This window comes from Spirillospora sp. NPDC049024 (assembly GCF_040649235.1).
GTDB lineage: Bacteria > Actinomycetota > Actinomycetes > Streptosporangiales > Streptosporangiaceae > Spirillospora.
This window is the reverse complement of sequence record NZ_JBEZFD010000032.1, coordinates 45,361-66,382: the sequence shown is the minus strand read 5'-3', so window position 1 is coordinate 66,382 and position 21,022 is coordinate 45,361. Positions and strand designations below refer to the sequence as shown.

Sequence of the window (21,022 nt, the reverse complement as noted above, 5' to 3'; positions counted from 1 at the left end):
GGCCGGCAGGTCCCTCGTGGTCCGGGATGGTGAAAGCGTGAAACGTCGGGGCACGGGCGTCGAGACGGGCAAGCATGCGATCTCATGCACTGATCGGTAAGCACCGCTTGCCCTTTCGCCCCTCGACAGCGCGGCGGAGGCCTCGCAATGATCTTCCCCATGGCCGGTGTCCTGCTGCTCTCCGCCGCCGACGTGCGCGCGGTGTTCGACCTGCCCGCCGCGATCGCCTCGCAGCGGGAGGCGTTCGGCGCGCTCGGCCGCGGGGAGGCGCGGCTCGCGCCGCGGGTGCTGCTGGACGGGCCGGGCGGCGAGGTCGCCTTCAGCTACGTCTCGCGCCTGCCCGGCGCCGGGGCCGTCGCCAAGTTCGGCAGCGTCACCCCGGGCAATGCCGCGCGCGGCCTGCCGACCGTGGCCGCGCTGGTGACCGTCCAGGACCCGGTGGACGGCCGGCCCGTCGCGATCATCGAGGGGGAGTCGGTGACGACGCTGCGCACCTCGGCGGCGAGCGCGGTGGCGGCCGACCACCTCGCGGTGCGCGGGGCGTCCCGCCTCGCGGTCGTCGGCTGCGGGGTGCAGGGCCGCGCGCACGTGCGGGCGATGGCGGCGGTCCGCCCCATCCGCGAGGTGGCGATGGCCTGCCGCCACCCGGAGACCTGCGCCGCCGCGTCCGAGCTCGCGCGGGAGCTGGAGCTGCCGGTCGAGCCGGCGGCGTCCGCCCGCGCGGCGGTCCGGGGCGCGCAGATCGTCGTCACCGCCACCACCAGCGCCGAGCCGGTCGTCCTCGGCGCGTGGCTCGAACCCGGGTGCACGGTCGTGAGCGTGGGATCCTTCGCCCCCGACCGGGAGGAAGTGGACGGCGAGGTCCTCGCCCGCGCCGCCTCGGTCGTGGTGGACGACGTGACGACCGCCCTGGAACACGCCGGCCCCGTCGTGGCCGCCGTGCGGGCCGGGTCTTTGGACCCCGCCCGCGTGCGCCCGCTGGGCCCGGTCGTCGCCGGCCTCGCCGCCGGACGCGGCTCCGACGACGAGATCGTCTTCTACAACAGCGTCGGCCTCGGCGTGCAGGACGCGGCGGCGGCCGCCGTCATCGTCGAGCGCGCCCGCGCGGCCGGCGCCGGGACGCCCGTGGAACTGTGACCGGCCCCTCCGCTGGACCCGGTCAGAGTACACTGGCCGTTCGGTAGAGCGAACGCAAGGCGAGCGAGCGGACGAGGGGCGGGAGCGTGGGCGCGTCAGGGGAATCGGTGCGGGACGTGCTGGCCGGCAACCTGCGCCGCGCGCGGCTGGAGCTCGGGCTGTCGCTGTCGGAGCTGTCCCGCCGCTCGAAGATCGGCAAGGCGACGCTGTCCCAGCTGGAGGCGGGCGCCGGGAACCCCACGATCGAGACCGTGTTCAGCCTGTCGCGCGCGCTTGAGGTCCCCATCTCCGACCTGCTCGACCGCCAGGAGCCGTCCGGGCTCACGGTGGTGCGGGCGGCGGAGGTCGAGGTGCTGAGCGGGGAGGGCGTCGACCTGCGGCCGCTGCGCGGCATCGAGTCCGGCGGGGCCATGTTCGAGGTGTACGACCAGCAGGTCAGGGCCGGCCGCCGGCAGGACTCGCTCGGCCACGTCGGGATGGAGCACACGATCGTCCAGTCCGGGCGGCTCGCCGTTCGGGTGGACGACCGGGACGTCGAGCTCGGCCCGGGCGACTACGTCGGCTTCGACGCGCGCCTGCCGCACAGCTACACCGCCGTCGAGGGGCCCGTCCGCTCCGTCCTGCTGCTGCAGTACACCGCTGACCAGCGGCTCCACGCCTCGCCGGGGACGCCGTCCCATCTGGTGGAAACCCCGTGAAGTCCGACCCGTCCGCGCGTTGACATCGCGCGCGCGACCCGCCTACTCTCGGAATCGTTCGGTTTAACGAACGGCAAACGGGAGGGTCGATGACGCGGGTCGTGGTGCTGGGCGCCGGGATCATCGGCGCGGCCTGCGCCCGCGAGCTGGCCCTGGCCGGATGCGCGGTCACCGTGGCCGACCGGGGCGGCCCCGCGGCCGGGACCACCGCCCACGGCGAGGGCAACATCCTGCTCTCCGACAAGGGGCCGGGCCCCGAACTGGAACTGGCGCGGCTGTCCCGCGAGCTGTGGCCCGCCATCCTGGACGGCGACCCGAACGCCGCCGGCGTCGAGTGGGACGCCAAGGGCGGCATCGTCGTCGCCACCACCCCCGCGGGCGCCGAGGCGCTGACGGAGTTCGCCGGCGCCCAGCGCAAGGCCGGGATCCGCGCCGAGGACCTGGACGCATCGGCCCTCGCCGCCGCCGAGCCCCACCTGACGCGCGACTTCACCAAGGCCGTCCACTACCCGGAGGACGCGCAGGTCCAGCCCGCCGGCGCCGCCACCGCCCTGCTGGCCGCCGCCGTGCGCGCCGGCGCCGCCGTGCGCACCGGATGCGAGGTGCTCGGCGCGGTCCGGCGCGGCGGCCGCGTCACCGGCGTCCGCACCTCCGGCGGCACGCTCGGGGCCGACGCCGTCGTCAACGCGGCCGGCCCCTGGGCGGGGGAGGTCGCCGCGCGGCTCGGCGTCCGGCTCGGCGTCCGGCCCCGCCGCGGCGAGGTCCTGGTGACCGCGCCGATGCCGCCGACCGTCTTCCACAAGGTGTACGACGCCGACTACGTGGGCGCGGTCGGCAGCGGCGCCGGCGACCTGCAGGCGTCCGCCGTCGTCGAGTCGACCCGGGCCGGGACGCTCCTGCTCGGCTCCTCGCGCCGCCGCGTCGGGTTCGACGACCGGCTCCGGCCCGAGGTGCTGTCGGTCATCGCGGCCAAGGCGCTGCGGCTGTTCCCGTCCCTGGCCGGGGTGCCGGTGATGCGCGCCTACGGCGGGTTCCGCCCGTACGTCGACGACCACCTGCCCGTCATCGGCGCCGACCCGCACCTGGAGGGCCTGTGGCACGCCACCGGGCACGAGGGCGCCGGGATCGGCCTGTCCGCCGGGACCGCCGCCGTCCTGCGCGACCTCATGCTCGGCCGCGCGCCCGCGATCGACGCGGCGCCGTTCCGCGCGGACCGGCCCGCCGTCCAGTGCGAAGGAGAGACCCGATGAGCGCGCGACTCGTGCCCGCCGACGGCGACCGGACCGGGCGCCGCCCGGACGTGCCGCTGCGGATCACCGTGGACGGCGAGCCCGTGGACGGCGTCGCGGGCCAGACTCTCGCCGGCGTGCTGCTGGCGGCGGGCCGCCGCACCTGGCGGCGGGGCCCGTCCGGGGCGCCGCGCGGCGTGTTCTGCGGGATCGGCGCCTGCTTCGACTGCCTCCTCACCGTCAACGGCGTCCGCGACGTGCGGGCCTGCCGCCGCCGCGCCCGGGACGGCGACGCCGTCGAGACCCAGACCCGGGACGCCCGGTGAGCCGGCACGTCGTGGTCGTCGGCGCCGGACCGGCGGGGCTCGGCGCGGCGGCGGGCGCGCTGCGCGCCGGGGCGCGCGTCACGCTGGTCGACGCGGCGGAGGAGCCCGGCGGCCAGTACCACCGGATGCCGCCCGCCGCGTTCGGGGCCGCCCGCCCCGGCCGCCTGCACCACGGATGGCGCGGCTTCGAGCGGCTGCGCGACCGCGTGCTCGGCCATCCGCGCTGCGACTGGTGGCCGGAGAGCGCCGTCTGGACCGTCGAACGCGCCGAACAGGGGCCGCCGCACGTCCACGTGCTGCGAGGTGAGGCCGACGGCGCCGGACGGGAGCGGCGCGTGCTGCGCCCGGACGCGCTGGTGCTCGCGCCGGGCGCGCACGACCGCGTCCTGCCGTTCCCCGGCTGGGAGCTGCCCGGCGTCTGCACCGCCGGGGCGGCGCAGGCGCTCGCGAAGGGGGAGCGGCTGGTCATCGGCGACCCCGTCCTGATCGCCGGTTCTGGACCGTTCCTGCTCCCGGTCGCCGCGTCGCTGATCGAGGCCGGCGCCACCGTCCTGGAGGTGCTGGAGGCCAATCCCGCCGCCACCGTGGCGCGCGGCTGGGCCCGGCGCCCGTGGGAGCTGGCGCACCAGGCGGGCAAGGCGGGGGAGCTGGCCGGGTACGCGGGGCTGCTGGCCCGGCACCGCGTCCCCTACCGGACGGGCCGCGCCGTGATCGAGGCCCGGGGCGACGGGCGCGTCGAAGAGGCGGTCACGGCGCGGCTCCACCACGACTGGTCGGTCGTCCCCGGCACCGAGCGCACCGTCGCGGTGGACGCCCTGTGCGTCACCCACGGCTTCAGCCCGCAGCTCGAGCTGGCCGTCGCCGCGGGCTGCCTGCTGCGCGGCGGAGCCGCCGACGCCGCCTTCGCCGACGTCGACGCCGACCAGCGCACCAGCGTCCCGGGCGTCTACGCGGCCGGGGAGATCACCGGCATCGCCGGGGCGCCCGCCGCCCGCACCGAGGGGCTGCTCGCCGGCTGGGCCGCCGGGGGAGGGGACCCCGGCGACCGCGCGGCCGCCGCCCTGCGCCGCCGCCGCGACCGGGCCCGCGCGTTCGCCGGCCGGCTCGCCGCCGCGCACCCCGTCGGCGCGGCGTGGCCCGGCTGGCTGCGCCCCGACACGGTCGTCTGCCGCTGCGAGGAGACCACCTACGGGGCGCTCCTGCGCGCGGCGGACGGCGAGGCCGCCGGCTCGGCCCGCGCCGTCAAGCTCGGCACCCGCGCCGGCCTCGGCCCCTGCCAGGCCCGCGTCTGCGGCCCCACGGTCGCCGGACTGCTCCGCGGCCGGGCGGACGGCGGAGACCCCCACCACCGGCCCGTCGCCCAGCCCATCCGGCTGGGCGAGTTGGCGAACCCTCCAGTCGAGGACCCAGAAGAGAAAGAGAGCGCCCGATGAGCGACAGCAAGCCCCAGAGCCTCGGCGGCGTCATCGTGGCGACGGCCCTGCCCTACCGCGAGGACGCCGCCGCCCCCGCCGGGCTCGCCGTCGACTACGACCGGTACGCCGAGCACTGCCGCTGGCTGGTCGGCAGCGGCTGCCGCGGCGTCGGCCCGAACGGCTCCCTCGGCGAGTACTCCTCGCTGACCGACGACGAGCGCCGCCGCGTCGCCCGCACCGCCGTCGAGGCGGTCGGCGGGGACGGCGTCGTGGTGGTCGGCGTGCACGGCCCCGGATCCCACCAGGCCCGGCACTGGGCGGAGATCGCGGCCGAGGACGGCGCCGACGGCGTGCTGTGCCTGCCGCCGACGATGTACCGGGCCAACCGCGGCGAGATCATCGCGCACTTCGAGGCCGTCGCGTCGGTCGGCCTGCCGGTCATGGTCTACAACAACCCCATCGACACCAAGGTCGACCTCACCCCGGACCTGCTCGCCGAGATCGCCCAGATCGACGGCGTCGTCGCGGTCAAGGAGTTCTCCGGCGACGTGCGCCGCGTCCTGGAGATCCGGGAGAGGGCACCCGGCCTGGAGGTCGTCGCGGGCGCCGACGACGTCACCCTCGAAGCGCTGCTGATGGGCGCGACCGGCTGGTTCGCGGGCTTCCCCAACGTCTTCCCCGCCGAGTCGGCGCTGCTGTACGAACTGGCCACCGCCGGGAAGCTGGAGGAGGCCCGCGCCCTGTACGAGCCGCTCGTCGCCGCGTTCCGCTGGGACTCGCGCACCGAGTTCGTCCAGGCGATCAAACTCGGCATGGAGCAGGTCGGCCGGTACGGCGGCCCCTGCCGCCCGCCGCGCGGCCCGCTCGTGCCCGAGCACCGCGCCGCCGTCACCGCCGACATGGACCGCGCGATCGAGGCGCTCGCGCGGCGGCGGGCGGCCTGATGCGCTCGGCCCGGTCGATCAGCGCGGTCGACTCGCACACCGAGGGGATGCCGACGCGCGTCGTCACCGGCGGCGTCGCGCCCATCCCCGGCGCCACGATGGCCGAGCGGCGCCGCCACGCCGTGGAGCACCTCGACGGGCTGCGCCGGTTCCTCGTGGACGAGCCGCGCGGCCACCCCGCGATGAGCGGCGCCCTGCTCCAGCCGCCCACCCGGCCGGACGCCGACTGGGGCGTGGTCTACATCGAGGTCAGCGGGTTCCTGCCCATGTGCGGGCACGGCACCATCGGCGTCGCGACCGTCCTGGTCGAGACCGGCATGGTGGAGGTGACCGAGCCGGAGACGATCGTGCGGCTGGACACCCCCGCCGGCCTCGTCGAGGCCCGCGTCGCGGTCCGCGACGGCGTCGCCGAGCACGTCACGCTCCGCAACGTCGCCTCGTTCGCGCTCCGCCAGGACGCCGTGGTGAGCGTGCCCGGGCTCGGGGACGTCCGCTACGACATGGCCTACGGCGGCAACTTCTACGCCATCACCGAGCTGGAACCGCTCGGCCTGCCGTTCGACCGGGCCCGCAAGGACGACATCCTCCGCGCCGGACTCGCGATCATGGAGGCGATCAACGAGACCGACCGGCCCGTCCACCCGGGCGACCCGCTGATCGGAGGGTGCAAGCACGTCCAGTTCCTCGCGCCCGGGTCGGACGCCGGGCGCTCCCGCAACGCGATGGCGATCCACCCGGGCTGGTTCGACCGGTCGCCGTGCGGCACCGGCACGTCCGCCCGCATGGCGCAGCTGCACGCCCGCGGCGAGCTGCCGCTGCACAGCGAGTTCGTCAACGAGTCGTTCATCGGAACCCGCTTCACCGGGCGCCTGGTCGGCACAGCCGAGGCCGGCGGCCTGCCCGCGGTGATCCCCGAGTTCACCGGGCGGGCCTGGATCACCGGCACCGCGACCTACCTGCTCGACCCCGCCGACCCCTTCCCCGAGGGCTTCGTCCTCTAGGAGGGTCCCGGCCGGCTCGCTCCCGAGCCCTTCACGGCGGCCCCGACCGCCGCTCCACCTTGAGACCACGGAGGAACCTTCATGACACCGGACCAGGCCGTGTCGGCGGCGGTCGCCGCCGCGCCAGGCTGGGCCGCGTCGCCGCCGGCCGGACGCGCCGCCCACCTGACCGCGGTGGCGGACGCGCTGGAGGCCGCCCGCGAGGAGCTGGTCGCCCTCGCCGACGAGGAGAGCCGCCTCGGCGAGGCGCGCCTGAACGGCGAGCTGACCCGCACCACGTTCCAGCTCAGGCTGTTCGCCGAGCAGGTCCTGGAGGGCGCCTTCCACGACGCCCGCATCGACCGGCCGGACCCGGACTGGCCCACCGGCCCGCGTCCCGACCTGCGCCGCTACCGGACGGCCCTCGGCCCGGTGCTGGTGTTCGCGGCGAGCAACTTCCCGTTCGCCTTCAGCGTCGCCGGCGGCGACACCGCCTCGGCCTGGGCGGCGGGCTGCCCCGTCGTCGTCAAGGCGCATCCCGGCCACCCCCGGCTGTCGCGCCGGACGGCGGAGGCGATCGGCGGCGCCGGGCTCCCGGACGGCGTGTTCGCCCTGATCGAGGGCGAGGACGCCGGAGTCGAGGCGCTGCGGCACCCCGGCACCGCCGCCGCCGCGTTCACCGGCTCCCAGCGGGGCGGCCTCGCGCTGGCGAGGATCGCGGCGGAGCGGCCCGTGCCGATCCCGTTCTACGGCGAGATGGGCAGCGTGAACCCGGCCGTGGTGACGCCCCGTGCGGCCGAGGCGCGCGCCGGGGAGATCGCCGAGGGGTACGCGGCGTCCCTGACGCTGGGGGCGGGCCAGTTCTGCACGAACCCCGGCCTGCTGTTCGCGCCCGCCGGGCTGCCGGACCGCATCGCGGCGCACCTCCGCGAGGCCGCCGCCGCGCCCATGCTCAACGAGCGCATCAGCTCCGGGTACCTGGCCGCGGCGGGCGCGCTGGGCGCCCGGCCCGGGGTGCGGCGGCTCGTCTGGCCGGACGAGCGGGACGCGCTGACGCCGCGCCTGCTCACCATGGACCTCGCGGCGTTCAAGGCCGACATCGACGCCGCGGCGGAGGAGTGCTTCGGCCCCCTCGGCCTGGTCGTCACCTACGACGGCCTCGACGAGGTCGCGGACGCCGTGGCGGCCCTGCCGGGCCAGCTGACCGCGTCGCTGCACGCGGAGCCGGAGGAGGCCGGCGGCCTCGCCGCGCTTGCCGCCGTGCTCGCGGGGCGCAGCGGCCGCGTCCTGTGGAACCAGTGGCCCACCGGCGTCTCCGTCACGCACGCGATGCAGCACGGCGGCCCGTACCCCGCCACGACGGCGCCCTCCACCACGTCGGTCGGCACGGCCGCGATCGAGCGGTTCCTGAGGCCCGTCGCCTACCAGGGCTGGCCGCAGGACCTGCTCCCGCCGCCGCTCCGCGACGACAACCCGTGGAAGGTCCCCCAGGCCGTCCGGTGACGGCGCCCTCGGTCCGCCGCTCCGGCGGCGGACCGGGGACGTCCGGACGGGCCGGCGCCCGGTCGCCGGTCGCCGGCCGCCGGCGGTCAGCCGACCCAGACGGTCTTGGCGTTGCAGAAGGCGCGCAGGCCGTCCGCCGACAGCTCGCGCCCGTACCCGGAGCGCTTCACGCCGCCGAACGGCAGCTCGGGGAAGGAGGTCGTCATCCCGTTGATGAAGACCTGCCCGGCGTCCAGCTCCCGCACGAACCGCTCGCGCTCGGCGTCGTCGCGGGTCCAGGCGTTCGAGCCGAGCCCGAAGCCCGTGGCGTTCGCGACCTCGACGGCCTCCGACACGCCGCGCACGCGCAGCAGCGACGCGACCGGCGCGAAGACCTCCTCGTGGTACATCCGCATCTCGGGCGTCACCCCGGAGACGACCGTCGGGGGGTAGTACCAGCCGGGGCCGTCCGGACGCTCGCCGCCGCACAGCACCGTCGCGCCCCTGCCGACCGCGTCGGCGACGAGCTCCTCGACCTCGGCGCGGCCCTGCTCGTTGACGAGCGGGCCGATGTCGGTGGCCTCGTCCATCGGGTCCCCGACCCTCTTCGCGCGCATCCGCTCGACGAACAGCCGCTCGAACTCGTCGGCGCAGCCGGCGTCGACGATGAACCGCTTCGCCGAGATGCAGCTCTGCCCGTTGTTGAGGCAGCGGGACTCCGCGGCCGTCCGCGCCGCGGCCTCCAGGTCGGCGGACGGCATCACCACGAACGGGTCGCTGCCGCCGAGCTCCAGCACCGTCGGCTTGATCTCGTCCCCGGCGATCGCGGCGACGGACCGCCCGGCGGGCTCGCTGCCGGTCAGCGTCGCCGCCTTCACCCGCGGGTCGCGCAGCACCCGCTCGACCTTCGCCGAGCCGATCAGCAGCGCCTGGAACGCGCCCTCGGGGAACCCGGCGCGGCGGAACAGGTCCTCCAGGAACAGCGCCGTCTGGGGGACGTTGGAGGAGTGCTTCAGCAGCCCCACGTTCCCCGCCATCAGCCCCGGCGCCGCGAACCTGATCACCTGCCACAGCGGGAAGTTCCACGGCATGACCGCGAGCACGGGCCCGAGCGGCTCGTAGCGGACATAGGCGTCCCGGGCGTTCACGTCCGCGGGGTCGGCGGGGCGCCGGTCGGCCATGAACTCCGCGGCGTGCTCGGCGTAGTAGCGGCACGCCTTCGCGCACTTCCGCGCCTCCGCGACGGCCGCCTTGAGCGTCTTGCCCATCTCGGTGGTCAGCATGGCGCCGATCTGGTCGGCCTCCCCGTCGAGGATGTCGGCCGCGGCGTTCATCCACTCCGCCCGCCGCTCGATCGGCACCGTGCGGTAGGAGGCGAACGTCTCCGCCGCCCGCGCGACGCGCCGGTCGACCTCCTCGTCGGTCAGCGCGTCGAAGGTCTTCTCGACCTCGCCCGTCGCGGGGTTGGTCGTGGCGATCGTCGTCATGTCGGGATGCTCCCTGGGTGTCCGGCTCGTTCACCCGGGACGTGCCCGAGGGGCCCCGCAGGAAACGCCCGCCGGGACCGGCGGTCAGGCGGGGACCACGCACACCGGCGAGGGGAGGGGCAGGGGCGGTCCCGCAGGCACGGGGACCCCGTCCGGCCCGATCCGGAAGGTCGCGATCGCGTCGCTCCGCTCGTTCGCCACGTGCATCCACTCGCCGTCCACGTGCAGGTCGCGCGGCCAGTGCCCGCCGGACGGGACGTCCGCGACCGGCTCCAGCGCCGCGCCGCCGTCCAGCACCCGGTGCGCCGTCACCACGTCCGTGCCGCGCATGGACGTGTAGACGTACCGGCCGCCGTCGCCGAGCTTGATCGCCGCGCCCTGGGCCGAGCCGCCCGCCGGACCCGCCGTCGCGGCCGACTCCGCCGCGACCTCCAGACCCGCGTACCCGTCGGCCGGCCGCAGGACGAGGACGGCCGCGGCCAGCTCCGCCAGCACGTACACGTGCCCGCTCGGATGGACGGCCAGGTGCCGCGGCCCGCAGCCGGCCGGGAGGGCCGTCTCCCCGGCGAGCCGCAGGGCGCCGCCCTCGAACCGGAAGGACCGCACGAGGTCGGCCCCCAGGTCGGTCGTCAGGACGGTCCCGTCTGGAGCGCTGACGGCCATGTGGGCGTGCGGGCCCTCCTGGCGGTCGGCCCTCGGCCCGCCGCCGTGCCCCTCCACCACTTGGGGACCGCCGGCCAGGCCGCCGTCCGGTCCCAGCGGATAGGCCCTGACCGTGCCGGACCCGTAGTCGGCGACGACGAGGCGCTCGCCGTCCGGAGTGACCGACAGGTGGCAGGGCAGTGCGCCGGCCTCGCGCGCGCCGAGCTCCTTCAGCCGCGCGCCGGCCACCTCGTAGGCCGCGACCCCGCCGCGGTCCTCCTCCCGGACGGCGTAGAGGACGTTCCCGGTGGGATGGACGGCCAGGTACGACGGGCACACCGCCTCGGCCGCGAGCCCGTCCGCGCGCAGCGCGCCGTCCGCCCCCCGCACGACCCGGTAGATCCCGGCGCCGCCGCCGGCCGCGCCGGTGTACGTGCCCACCCAGAACGCCCGCTCGCCCACCCGGGACTCCCCTCGAAACGCGATCCGCCCGCCCTCCGGCGGCCGAGGGCGAGCCTAGTCCCGACCGTGATCAGCGGCGCCGGGAGCCGTCTCCCCGGGCCCCGCGGCGAGGCGGGCGCGCAGCCGCGCGGCGGCGTCCAGGACCGCCTCCCATTCCGCGTCGGTGGCGTCCACCTGCCGGTGCGCGGTGAAGTAGGGGTTCTGCTCGACCTGCCGGTCCTCGGCGTGCCGCCGGACGACGTCGAGCATCCCCGGCACCGGGTCGTGCCCGCGCTCACGGTCGATCCCGGCGACCAGCTCGTCGAGCGCGGCGGCGGGGTCCGCGTCCGGGACGGTGACCGCGCCGCCGCAGCGGGCGATCTGCTCCTCGTACCGGTCCTCCCAGAACTCCACCCGCCACCCGGGCCACAGCCGATGCCGTCGTAGGCTCAGGGCGAAGTTCGCGCGAGCTCCCATGGACGGGGACCTTAGCGGCGGGCGGTGACAGAGCCCCAGGGGTTTTCCGGAGCGGTCAGGGGGAGGCGGGGCGCAGGAGCGCCTCCTGGGCGACGGAGGCCACGAGCGTGCCGTCCGCCGTGTGGAGCGTGCCGCGGGCGAGGCCGCGCGCGCCGTGGTTCGCGACGGGGTCCGCGGAGTAGAGCAGCCACCGGTCGGCGCGCGGCGGCCGGTGGAACCACACCGCATGGTCGAGCGTGACCGCGGTGGCGAGGCGCCGCGGGGAGCCCGGCGCGCGGGCGCTGCTGACCAGGCCCATGTCCGACAGGTAGGCGACGAGGCAGGCGTGCAGCGAGGGGTCGTCGCCGACCGGCGTCGACACCCTGATCCAGAACGGGTGCGGCATGGGGGACCCGCCGCCCGCGGACGGGTTCACGACCCGGATGTCGAACCCGGCGGGGTGCCTGAGGAACGCGGGCAGCTCCGGCTCGGCGAGCTCCTCCGGGCCGGGCGCGCTCGGCGGCGGACCGGCCTGCCAGTCGAACCCGTCCTCCGGGTCGTGGAACGAGGCGATCAGCTCCAGGATCGGCTTGCCGCCCTGGCTCGCCGTGACGTGCCGGGTCGAGAACGAGCGGCCGTCGCGGGTGCGGGCCACCTCGAACACCAGGGGATCGTCCGGCATGCCGGGGCGGATGAAGTAGGCGTGCAGGGAGTGCGGCGGCCGCCCGCCCGCCGTCAGGCAGGCGGCGCGCAGGCTCTGCGCCGCGACCTGGCCGCCGAACAGCCGAGGCCGCCCGACGGGCGGGGACGCGGCTGTGAAGGAGTCCCCGCCGACCGGCGTCAGGTCGAACACGCGCGTGATCCCGTCGGGGACGTCGCTCATCCGGGCACCTCCTGCGACCTGCGGGCGACCCTACCCACGGACCGGTCGGGCGCGGGCGGCCGGGGGCGGACCACTGCGGGGCCGGGGACGGCCCTGATACGGTCGCGCGCGGTCGACCTATGATCGCCGGTGGGGCCCGGCGGGGTGCCCGGGGGACGTTCGGCGCCCGCCCGCGGGGGTACGCCCTCGCCCCCACGAGGAGATGAGAGAGGCAATGGCAGATATCACCGAGTCGCCCGAATGGACCGCGCTGGCCGAGCACCACGCGGCGATCGCCGGGCGGCACCTGCGCGAGCTCTTCGCGGACGATCCGGGGCGCGCCGACCGGATGACCGTGACCGCGGGGGACCTGTTCCTGGACTACTCCAAGCACCGCGTCACCGGCGAGACCCTGACGCTGCTCGCGGCGCTCGCCGAGCGGGCCGGGCTGCGGGACCGGATCGAGGCGATGTTCCGCGGGGAGCACATCAACGCCAGCGAGGACCGCGCCGTCCTGCACACCGCGCTGCGGCTGCCTCCCGGCGAGGCCCTGACGGTGGACGGGCAGGACGTCGCGGGCGACGTGCACGCCGTCCTGGACAAGATGGCCGAATTCGCGGGCCGCGTCAGGTCGGGGGAGTGGACGGGCTCCACCGGCAAGCGCATCACGGCCGTCGTCAACATCGGCATCGGCGGCTCCGACCTCGGCCCCGCCATGGCCTACGAGGCCCTGCACGACTTCGCGGACGCGGGCATCGCCTGCCGGTTCGTCTCCAACATCGACCCGGCCGACATCCTCGGCAAGCTCGCCGGCCTCGACCCCGAGCAGACGCTGTTCGTCGTCAGCTCCAAGACGTTCGGGACGCTGGAGACCCTCACCAACGCCAAGGTCGCGCGCCGGTGGCTCACCGAGCGGCTCGGCGACGACGCCGTCTCCCGCCACTTCGTCGCCGTGTCCACCAACGCCGAGCGGGTCGCCGAGTTCGGCATCGACACCGCCAACATGTTCGGCTTCTGGGACTGGGTGGGCGGGCGCTACTCCTTCGACGGCGCCATCGGCCTGTCGCTGATGATCGCGATCGGCGGCGAGGCGTTCCGCGAGATGCTCGCCGGGTTCCGGGAGGTCGACGAGCACTTCCGCACCGCGCCGTTCGAGGCCAACATGCCGGTGCTGATGGGGCTGCTCGGCGTCTGGTACACCGACTTCTTCGGCGCGCAGACCCGGGCCGTCCTGCCCTACAGCCAGCGCCTGTCGCGCTTCCCCGCCTACCTCCAGCAGCTCACGATGGAGTCCAACGGCAAGTCGGTGCGGGCCGACGGCGCGCCCGTCGTCGCGCAGACCGGCGCGATCTTCTGGGGCGAGCCCGGCACCAACGGCCAGCACGCCTTCTACCAGCTGCTGCACCAGGGCACCCGGCTCGTGCCCGCGGACTTCATCGGCTTCGCCGAGCCGTTCGAGGACCGCGAGGGCATGCACGACCTGCTCACCGCGAACATGCTCGCGCAGACCTCGGCCCTCGCGTTCGGCAGGACCGCCGAGGAGATCGCGGCCGACGGCACGCCCGCCGCGCTCGTCCCGCACAAGGTCATGCCGGGGAACCGGCCGAGCAGCACGCTCCTCGCGCCGAAGCTCACGCCGAAGACCCTCGGCTCGCTCGTCGCGCTCTACGAGCACATCGTGTTCGTCGAGGGGACGGTCTGGGGCATCGACTCCTTCGACCAGTGGGGAGTCGAGCTCGGCAAGGTGATGGCGATGGACCTCGCCCCCGCGCTCACCTCGCAGGAGCCGCTGTCCGAGGCGCCCGACCCGTCCACCGCCGCGCTCGTGCGCAGGTACCGGGAGCTGCGCGGCCGCAAGGCCTGACGGGCGCGGACGCGCACGGCTCCGCAGCGCGGAGGCACAAGGGCCCGCCGGTCGTCCGGCGGGCCCTTCTCTTCTCGGCTTCTCTCTTCTCGGCTTCGCCGTCAGGCGCGGGCCCCGGGCAGGGGCCCGTCGACCCAGCCCTGGGACTCCAGGATGGCGCGGAACTCGCCATAGGAGATGAACCCGTCGAGATTGCTGTCCGCCCTCTCGAACCTGTCCTGCGTCTCGGCCCGAGTCCAGGACAGCCCCAGCTCCTCCAGCACGAGCGTGAACTCCATCAGGTCGAGCTTCTCGTCGCCGCCGAGGTCCGCGCGCGTGAACACGGCAAGAAGGTCGTCCCCGGTCGGTCTCGTCGTCATCTCGCTCCTCGTTCCGGTCCGATGTAGCCCCGCATCATGTCATAGCGGGCAGGTCCGGCTATATGCGAAACGCCGCAGGAAGACCCCTGGTTCCCGGCTAGCCCTCGCCCGTCAACTCGGGGACGCGGTGGCGGTAGCGCTCCAGCAGCGCGGCGTTCACCTCGTCGCCGCCGGGGACGTTCGCGCTCGTCCAGCGCGGCAGGTCGACGCCGCGCGCCGCCGCGAGGTCGTCGAGGCCGGCCAGCACCCGCGCCCACGCGTACGCGGCGAGGACGGTGGAGACCGCCGCGGTGCGCGGCGCGCCCGCCGGATGCAGGACGTCCCCGGGCGGGACGCACGTGTCGAGCACGATGGCCGCGTGGTCGGCGAGGGTCGTGTCGGTCCGCGCCGCCGCGCCCCGCGACGCCCGCGCCGAGGTCACCGCGACGACCGGCACGCCCCGCGCCGCGCACTCCTCCGCGACCTCCACCGGATAGGGGTTGCGGCCGCTGGTGGAGAACACCACCGCCACGTCGGGCGGGGCGGGCGCCGCCTTCTCGACCACGGCGCGCCCCACCCCGTCCCGCCGTTCGGCGCGGGTGCTGCGCAGCGCGTCGTCGAGCGGGAACACCGCGGGGTCCCAGATCGGGCGGACGGCGGCGAGCCCGCCGGCCCGGTAGAAGGTCTCGCACACCATCGCCAGGGAGTGCCCGGCGCCGGCGACGTGCACGATCCCGTCGGCCTCGATCGCGCCGAGCAGCAGCGCGGCGGCCTCGCCGGCCGCCGCGCCGGAGACCGCGTCGAGGTCGTCGAGCAGGGCGCGGACCCGTGCGGGGACCCCGGAGGACGCCGCGTCAGGCATTCGGTAGAGCCTCCTTCAGGATGCCGGCCAGGTCGTCCTCGCCGGACGCCGCGCGCAGGCGCTCGGCGAGTCCGCCGGACAGAGCGCGCGCCAGCGCGGACAGCGTGCCGACGTGCGCGTCGGGGTCGGGGGTGCAGAACGCCAGCAGCAGGTCGACCGGGTCGTTGTCAGGATGGCCGAACTCGACCGGGGACGCCAGCCGGGTGACGCCGACGCCGACGGCCAGGCCGCCCTCCTCGGGACGGGCGTGGACGAGCGCGAGCCCCTTGGTCAGCACGATGTAGGGGCCGTTCTCCTCCACCACGCGGACGCACGCCTCCGGGTAGCCCTCGCCCGCCGCGCCGGCGGCGACCAGCCCGGAGGCCGCCGCCCGGACGGCCTCCCGCCAGTCGCGGGCCGCCGCCCCGCCGGCCGCGGCGACGACCGGTCCCGGCGGCGGGGTCCCGGGCGCCGCCCCCTCGGGACGGGCCGTCACGGGAGCCAGCCCTGCTCGGTCAGGCGCTCCCGGAGCCGGGCCGCCAGGCCCTCCTTGTCCAGGAAGTCGCTGACGGTGATGACCACGGGCGCGAGGTCGGCGATCTCGCCGGTGTGCATGCCCTGGCCGATCACCACGTCGGGCGACATCCCGCGCGCCGTGGACACGTCGGTGTTCTCGACCCGCGCGTCCACGCCGAGCGAGCGCAGCGCGTCCTCGGCGGTCATCTTGAGCATCAGGCTGGAGCCCATGCCGACGCCGCAGACCGCGAGGATCTCCAGTTGCCGGTCCAGTGCCATGTCCGTCTTCTCTCCTCGTAGGGTCGGTCAGGCCCGCGCGGCGGCCGTTCCCGTTCGCACGGCCGCCGCGCGGCGCCCGTCATGCCTCGGCGGGGGCAGCGCTCTCGGGCGCCGCCTCCTCCTCCACCGCCGCACGGCGCTTCTCGGCGCGGCCGAGGAGCAGCAGGGTGGCGACCATCGCGGCGATCGCGACGGCGGGGACGAGCCAGATCGAGTTTCCGCCGACGACCGGGTCCGCGGCCTTCAGCAGCCAGGCGATCGCATACCAGTCGGGGTCGGCGAGCGTCGCCAGCTCGGGCGCGGTCTTCTCGTACAGGCCCCACGTGACCGCCTGCCCGACGGCGAGGACCAGCCCGGTGACGACGCCGCCGAGGACGGCGCCGCGCCAGCCCGCCACCACGTTGCCGAACAGCGCCGCCGCGCCGCCCACGAAGAACAGCATGATCATGGGCGGGGCGAGGGTGAACCAGCCGGCGCCGGCGAACACGCCGAGGCAGACCAGGAACACCACGGTCGACGAGACGAACCCGACCATGACGGCGGTCGGCGCGACGGGGAACACGGTGGGCGCGTCCAGCGCCGGGCGCGTGCCCGGGATGACGCGGTCGCTGAACCCCTTGAACGCCGGGACGATCTCACCCAGGAACATCCGCACGCCGAACAGCAGGATCGCGATGCCGCCCGCGAACCGCAGGCCCACCAGGATCGCCCACACCCACGGCGACAGCTTGTCGTCCATCTCGGCCGCGGCCTTGGCCACCACGCCGTCGTCGGCGAACGCGACCCCGACCAGCATGATCACGGTGATGATCAGCGCGGTGCTGACGTTGACGTCCTTGAAGAACGACAGCTGGCGCGGCAGCTTCAGCTTCTCGGTGTCGTGCTTCTCGCGGCTGCCGAGCGGGCGGGCCGCGTAGCCGGTGATCAGGCAGGCGAGCGAGCTGGTGTGCGCGAACCCGAACCGGTCGTCCGGCATGACGCGGCGCATCAGCGGGCGCATCCACAGCGGCTGCAGCGTCCAGTACGCCGCGACGAACCCGGCCCCGCAGAGCACGAGGGTGAGCTGGTCGGCGCCGGGCGCGATCGTCACCAGCGAGGCGACCGTCACCGTGCTGATCCAGAACATCAGGTGGCCGGTGAGGTACAGGTACCGGGCCGCCGGGAAGAGCCGCACCACCAGCACGTGCGCCAGGAACGCGACCGTGATCACCAGCGCGATCGTCCCGCCCTGGTCGGCGAGGAAGTCGGCGAGGGTGTTGTCGGCCTTCGGCGGCGTGGTCCCCATCGCGCTGGCGAGCACGGTCTGGAAGCTCGTCAGCCCGCCGGTGAAGACCTCCACGCCGATGAACAGGATGACCACGCCGATCGTGGCGCGCAGCGCCCCGGCGAAGACGTCCTCGAACCGCTTGCGCTGCAGGAGCAGCCCCAGCAGCGTGATGAGCCCGATCAGGATGGGCACCTGGCCGAACACGTTGTCGGCCAGGAAGGTGAGGATGTCCTTGATGACGTCCATGGTGAACTCGCCTCACATCTCGGGGGATGGGTGGTGCGCTGTCGCCCCCGTCAGCGCGGACGGACGATCGTGCGCCCGGGACGCGGCGCCCGGGCGTGCGGTCAGTGGTTCGGTGGTCGCAGGTCCAGTTCGAGCCGGTACCGGTCGCCGCGGTAGACGGACCGGACGTACTCCAGCGGCCGGCCGTCCGCGTCTCTGGTGATCCGCTCGAACAGGAACGCCGGCGTGTGCACCGGGACGCCGAGCTCGGCGGCCTCCTCGGCGGTGGTGACGGTCGGCTCGATGGTCTCGGTGCCCGAGGCGATCACGATGCCGCCGCCCCGGAGCAGGTCGTAGAACGACCGCCCCTCCAGGTCGTGCCGCCGCAGGCCCGGCATCAGCGCCCGCGGCAGGTAGAGGGTCTCGATGGCCATGGTGGCCTCGTCGGCCAGCCGCAGGCGGCGAATGGTAAATACCTCTTCGTCGGGCGACAGGGCCAGCCGGCGGCCGATCCGCGCCCCCGCGGCCTCGGTGCGGAACGACAGCACCCGCCCGCCCGGCTTCATCCCGCGCCTGATCATGTCCTCGGTGAACGACGTCATGGTCAGCGACACGGCGATCCGGGGTTCGGCCACGTAGGTCCCGCTCCCGTGCCGCCGCTCGAGCAGTCCGTCGGTGACGAGCCCGTCGATGGCCTGGCGCAATGTCGGCCGCGAGACGCCGAGCTCCTCGGCCAGGCGGCGCTCGGACGGCAGCGCGTCGCCGACGTCCAGGCCGTCCAGCATCGCGAGCAGCTCGCGCCGGACCGCCTGCCGTTTCGTGCTCCCGGTCCGGGCCTCACCGGCGGATGGCATGCGTATCACCTCCTTACCGCCTGTTCCTGTCGTCGCACACGGTATGTCCCATTATGGCGACTGGTCAATACCACTTTGTCGATGTTTGCCGTGGTCATGGGCGGACGGCCCGAACTACCGTCGCGGAAGATCGTCAAGACGGTGCCGTTCCGGCGGCGGTCCGGAGGACGGCGACGCCGCGCCCGGCGCGGCGAGGAAGGCGGCCAGATGAGGAAGTTCGTGCGCGGCGCACTGGCGCTCGCCCTGCCCGTGCTCATGCCGGCGGCGCTCTGCGCGGCGCCGGCCCGGGCCGGCGAGAACAGGCCGGGGGCCCGGGACGGCTGGAGGCTCGTCGCCTCCGAGCCGTTCGACCGGCGCATCGACGATGCGAGGACGCCCTGGAGGCCGGACGGCGACGGTCCGTCCAGTCCGTACAACGTCGACATGTACGACAACGACGGCGCCTACTTCGACACGGTGGGCGGTCCGGCGTTCCGCGAGCAGCTCGCGAAGATGAAGACCTACCGCAAGTCGTTCGCGTTCGGGAAGCGCGGCTGGCTCACCGCCGAGCTGGCCGCCCGGGACGCCGACGGGGACGGCCGGCCGGACGCGCCGCCCTCGCTCACGTCCCGCAAGGGCATGGCGTGGATGAAGGAGCCGAGCCACCAGGCGGGCGTCGTCATCCGCTCGACCCGCGACCTGCCCGCCGAGTACCGGGTGGAGATGACCCTGCGCGGCCTCGACTTCGGCGGCCAGCGCGACGGGTCGTGGGACTACCCGGACGGCCGGATCAACGGCTACTCGCCCGAGGGCTGCAAGACCAACTTCCCGTGGGCGTCGGGGGGCGACTACACCAGGCCCGAGTGCTCCTGGGCCGACGTCCGGACCGACTCCAACGGCTTCTACTACATGTCGATCATGGACTACCGGCAGGTGGCGCCGCACAACAACGTGTTCGTCCACGGCCACCGCAAGGTCGCCATGGACGGCTACAACCGGTACAAGTACACCGGCAAGGGCCTGCTGTACTGCAACCCCGCGACCGGGCAGTACGAGCCGTACTCCGCCGGAACCGGCAACGGCGTCAACGCGATCTTCATGACCGACGACCGCCGCTACCCGACGATGCCGGGCACTGAGTACCTGATGGAGAGCGAGTGCGGGCTGCGCAAGGGCGGCGCCATCGTCTCGACCGTCGACCTCAGGCCCGAACTCCTGCCGAAGGAGCCGTACACCTTCGCGGTGGAGCGGCGCGGCGGCGCCTACACCATGGAGATGTCCGGGGTCTTCGCGCACGTCGGCCGGGCGACCTTCCGCTACACGCGCGCGTTCGTCCAGGACGGCGAGCCGATCTGGCACTACAACCAGAAGCCGGGCGAGTACGACGGCCGGTTCAACGCCGACTGGACCTGGACGGGCCCGGGCGGGACCCTCGTCGACCGCGACACCTGGCCGGCCGGGTCCGCCTACCCCGACCGGTTCATGATCGGTGACCCGCACATGAACTTCTACGAGGGATCGGCGCAGGTGGACGACATCCGCCTGTACGTACCGAAGTAGGTGCCCGATGTCGGTGGCGCGGTCTAGGGTCCGTGGGAACGTGCCAAGCCTCGTCCTTGGGGGCCTCGTGACTCAGCAGACCGCGCCCGGCCGGGCGCCCGCGCCGTCCCTCGCCGAGCCCTGCGCCGGGCGGGAGGCGGCGGGCGCCCGGCCGACCGCCGGGCGGGGCCCGGCGCCCGCGCTGGACGTCTTCCTGACCGGCCAGGTCTTCATGGACATGATCTTCACGGGGCTGCCCGGGCTGCCGCCGCCCGGCACCGAGATCGTCACCGACGGCCTCGGCTCCGCGCCGGGCGGCGTCGCCAACATCGCCGTCGCGATGAGCCGGCTCGGCCTGCGGGTCGGGCTGGCGGCCCCGTTCGGCGACGACATGTTCGGCGCCTACCTGTGGCGGACGCTCGCCGAGCAGGAGGGCGTCGACCTCGGGCCGTCGCGGCGGGTGCCGGGCTGGTCGACGCCGGTCACGGTGTCGATGGCCTACGACTCCGACCGCAGCATGGTGACGTTCGAGCGCCCCGTCCCGGCCGCGCAGGCGGGCCCGGACGGCCTCGGCGCGCCGCCGGCCGCGCGGGCGTGCGTCGTGGACGTCGACCGCCCGCTCCCGTCGTGGACGGCGGGGATGCGCGAGCGCGGCACGCTGGTGTTCGGCGACCTCGGCTGGGACCAGACGGGCGCCTGGCCGGCCGAGGTCCTCGACCGCCTCGCGCACGTGGACGCCTTCCTGCCGAACGCCGCCGAGGCGATGTCCTACACCCGCACCCGCTCGCCGGCCGAGGCCGCCGAGGCGCTCGCCGAGCGGGTGCCGCTCGTCGTGGTCAAGTGCGGCGGCGACGGCGCGATCGCCATCGACTCGGCGGCGGGGGAGCGGGCCGAGACGCGGGCGCTGCCGGTGCGGGCGCTCGACCCGACCGGCGCGGGCGACGTGTTCGCCGCGGGCTTCGTGTTCGCGACCCTCGCCGGGCTCGCGCTGCCCGAGCGGCTGCGGTTCGCCAACCTGTGCGCGGGGCTGTCGGTCCGGCACCGCAGCGGCTCCCTCGGCTCGCCCTGCTGGGGCGAGATCGCCGCCTTCGGCGAGTCGGGCGAGGTGCCCGAGTCGGTCCTCGCCGACTACGCGTTCGTGATCCCGTTCATCCCCGAGGCCGCCGACGACACCGTCGTCCGCGCCGAGCCGACGCTGCGCCGGGAGGGGTGAGCCGGCGG

The 21,022-nt window shown here is 75.2% G+C and carries 21 protein-coding genes; 11 read left to right on the top strand and 10 right to left on the bottom strand.

Annotated features, from left to right (window positions below):
• Window positions 1-159: 159 nt before the first annotated feature.
• The 8 genes from AB0C21_RS39290 (at window position 160) to AB0C21_RS39255 (ending at window position 8,232) form a co-directional block, all read left to right on the top strand.
• On the top strand, window positions 160-1,137 hold the full coding sequence (locus AB0C21_RS39290; RefSeq protein ID WP_500211244.1) for an ornithine cyclodeaminase family protein: 978 nt from the start codon (window positions 160-162) through the stop codon (window positions 1,135-1,137).
• Window positions 1,138-1,223: 86 nt separating this feature from the next.
• Window positions 1,224-1,835, top strand: coding sequence for a helix-turn-helix domain-containing protein (locus AB0C21_RS39285; protein ID WP_500211242.1), 612 nt, complete (start codon window positions 1,224-1,226; stop codon window positions 1,833-1,835).
• Window positions 1,836-1,924: 89 nt separating this feature from the next.
• Window positions 1,925-3,085 (top strand): NAD(P)/FAD-dependent oxidoreductase, encoded by a 1,161-nt coding sequence (locus tag AB0C21_RS39280; RefSeq protein ID WP_500211240.1) that lies wholly within the window; start codon window positions 1,925-1,927, stop codon window positions 3,083-3,085.
• The gene (locus AB0C21_RS39275) at window positions 3,082-3,390 is read left to right on the top strand and encodes a (2Fe-2S)-binding protein (RefSeq protein ID WP_500211239.1); all 309 of its coding nucleotides are present in this window, start codon (window positions 3,082-3,084) and stop codon (window positions 3,388-3,390) included. Before AB0C21_RS39280 ends, AB0C21_RS39275 begins: the two co-directional genes overlap by 4 nt.
• Entirely contained in the window at window positions 3,387-4,823 is a 1,437-nt protein-coding gene (locus AB0C21_RS39270) for an FAD/NAD(P)-dependent oxidoreductase (protein ID WP_500211238.1), read from the top strand. Before AB0C21_RS39275 ends, AB0C21_RS39270 begins: the two co-directional genes overlap by 4 nt.
• On the top strand, window positions 4,820-5,749 hold the full coding sequence (locus AB0C21_RS39265) for a dihydrodipicolinate synthase family protein (protein ID WP_500211237.1): 930 nt from the start codon (window positions 4,820-4,822) through the stop codon (window positions 5,747-5,749). The genes AB0C21_RS39270 and AB0C21_RS39265 overlap by 4 nt, the downstream gene beginning before the upstream one ends.
• Window positions 5,749-6,750, top strand: a complete 1,002-nt coding sequence (locus AB0C21_RS39260) for a proline racemase family protein (RefSeq protein ID WP_500211236.1) — start codon at window positions 5,749-5,751, stop codon at window positions 6,748-6,750. The genes AB0C21_RS39265 and AB0C21_RS39260 overlap by 1 nt, the downstream gene beginning before the upstream one ends.
• A gap of 81 nt (window positions 6,751-6,831) precedes the next feature.
• Window positions 6,832-8,232: an aldehyde dehydrogenase (NADP(+)) gene (locus AB0C21_RS39255; RefSeq protein ID WP_500211235.1), complete on the top strand. Its 1,401-nt coding sequence runs from the start codon at window positions 6,832-6,834 to the stop codon at window positions 8,230-8,232.
• 86 nt (window positions 8,233-8,318) lie between these two features.
• On the opposite strand, the gene AB0C21_RS39250 is transcribed toward AB0C21_RS39255, so the two are convergent.
• The 4 genes from AB0C21_RS39250 to AB0C21_RS39235 form a co-directional block, all read right to left on the bottom strand.
• Complete coding sequence (locus AB0C21_RS39250; protein WP_500211234.1) at window positions 8,319-9,698, bottom strand: NADP-dependent succinic semialdehyde dehydrogenase; 1,380 nt, start codon at window positions 9,696-9,698, stop codon at window positions 8,319-8,321.
• Between the two features lie 84 nt (window positions 9,699-9,782).
• Window positions 9,783-10,802: a lactonase family protein gene (locus AB0C21_RS39245; protein WP_500211233.1), complete on the bottom strand. Its 1,020-nt coding sequence runs from the start codon at window positions 10,800-10,802 to the stop codon at window positions 9,783-9,785.
• A gap of 54 nt (window positions 10,803-10,856) precedes the next feature.
• Window positions 10,857-11,258, bottom strand: a complete 402-nt coding sequence (locus AB0C21_RS39240; RefSeq protein WP_500211232.1) for a hypothetical protein — start codon at window positions 11,256-11,258, stop codon at window positions 10,857-10,859.
• A 55-nt stretch (window positions 11,259-11,313) separates the two neighbouring features.
• Window positions 11,314-12,120: an acyl-CoA thioesterase gene (locus AB0C21_RS39235; protein WP_500211231.1), complete on the bottom strand. Its 807-nt coding sequence runs from the start codon at window positions 12,118-12,120 to the stop codon at window positions 11,314-11,316.
• Window positions 12,121-12,334: 214 nt separating this feature from the next.
• Between AB0C21_RS39235 and pgi the strand changes: the two genes are divergently transcribed.
• The gene (pgi, locus tag AB0C21_RS39230; protein WP_500211230.1) at window positions 12,335-13,963 is read left to right on the top strand and encodes a glucose-6-phosphate isomerase; all 1,629 of its coding nucleotides are present in this window, start codon (window positions 12,335-12,337) and stop codon (window positions 13,961-13,963) included.
• A gap of 101 nt (window positions 13,964-14,064) precedes the next feature.
• Here the strand turns inward: pgi and AB0C21_RS39225 are convergent, their stop codons facing one another.
• The 6 genes from AB0C21_RS39225 to AB0C21_RS39200 all read right to left on the bottom strand — a co-directional run bounded on the left by AB0C21_RS39225 (window position 14,065) and on the right by AB0C21_RS39200 (window position 18,283).
• On the bottom strand, window positions 14,065-14,322 hold the full coding sequence (locus tag AB0C21_RS39225) for an EF-hand domain-containing protein (RefSeq protein WP_149258564.1): 258 nt from the start codon (window positions 14,320-14,322) through the stop codon (window positions 14,065-14,067).
• A gap of 97 nt (window positions 14,323-14,419) precedes the next feature.
• On the bottom strand, window positions 14,420-15,163 hold the full coding sequence (locus tag AB0C21_RS39220) for a sugar isomerase domain-containing protein (protein ID WP_500211228.1): 744 nt from the start codon (window positions 15,161-15,163) through the stop codon (window positions 14,420-14,422).
• Window positions 15,156-15,638: a PTS sugar transporter subunit IIA gene (locus AB0C21_RS39215; protein ID WP_500211226.1), complete on the bottom strand. Its 483-nt coding sequence runs from the start codon at window positions 15,636-15,638 to the stop codon at window positions 15,156-15,158. The genes AB0C21_RS39220 and AB0C21_RS39215 overlap by 8 nt, the downstream gene beginning before the upstream one ends.
• Window positions 15,635-15,937 carry a PTS sugar transporter subunit IIB gene (locus AB0C21_RS39210; protein ID WP_500211225.1) on the bottom strand — a complete coding sequence of 101 codons (303 nt, stop codon included), beginning with the start codon at window positions 15,935-15,937 and terminating at the stop codon, window positions 15,635-15,637. The genes AB0C21_RS39215 and AB0C21_RS39210 overlap by 4 nt, the downstream gene beginning before the upstream one ends.
• Before the next feature lie 79 nt (window positions 15,938-16,016).
• Window positions 16,017-17,450, bottom strand: coding sequence for a PTS ascorbate transporter subunit IIC (ulaA, locus tag AB0C21_RS39205; protein ID WP_500211223.1), 1,434 nt, complete (start codon window positions 17,448-17,450; stop codon window positions 16,017-16,019).
• A gap of 101 nt (window positions 17,451-17,551) precedes the next feature.
• Window positions 17,552-18,283: a GntR family transcriptional regulator gene (locus AB0C21_RS39200; RefSeq protein WP_500211221.1), complete on the bottom strand. Its 732-nt coding sequence runs from the start codon at window positions 18,281-18,283 to the stop codon at window positions 17,552-17,554.
• Window positions 18,284-18,490: 207 nt separating this feature from the next.
• Here AB0C21_RS39200 and AB0C21_RS39195 point away from each other — a divergent pair, with 207 nt between their 5' ends.
• Together AB0C21_RS39195 and AB0C21_RS39190 are read left to right on the top strand one after the other, a co-directional pair.
• Window positions 18,491-19,822 (top strand): hypothetical protein, encoded by a 1,332-nt coding sequence (locus tag AB0C21_RS39195; protein WP_500211219.1) that lies wholly within the window; start codon window positions 18,491-18,493, stop codon window positions 19,820-19,822.
• 67 nt (window positions 19,823-19,889) lie between these two features.
• Window positions 19,890-21,014, top strand: a complete 1,125-nt coding sequence (locus tag AB0C21_RS39190) for a PfkB family carbohydrate kinase (protein WP_500211218.1) — start codon at window positions 19,890-19,892, stop codon at window positions 21,012-21,014.
• Window positions 21,015-21,022: the final 8 nt, after the last annotated feature.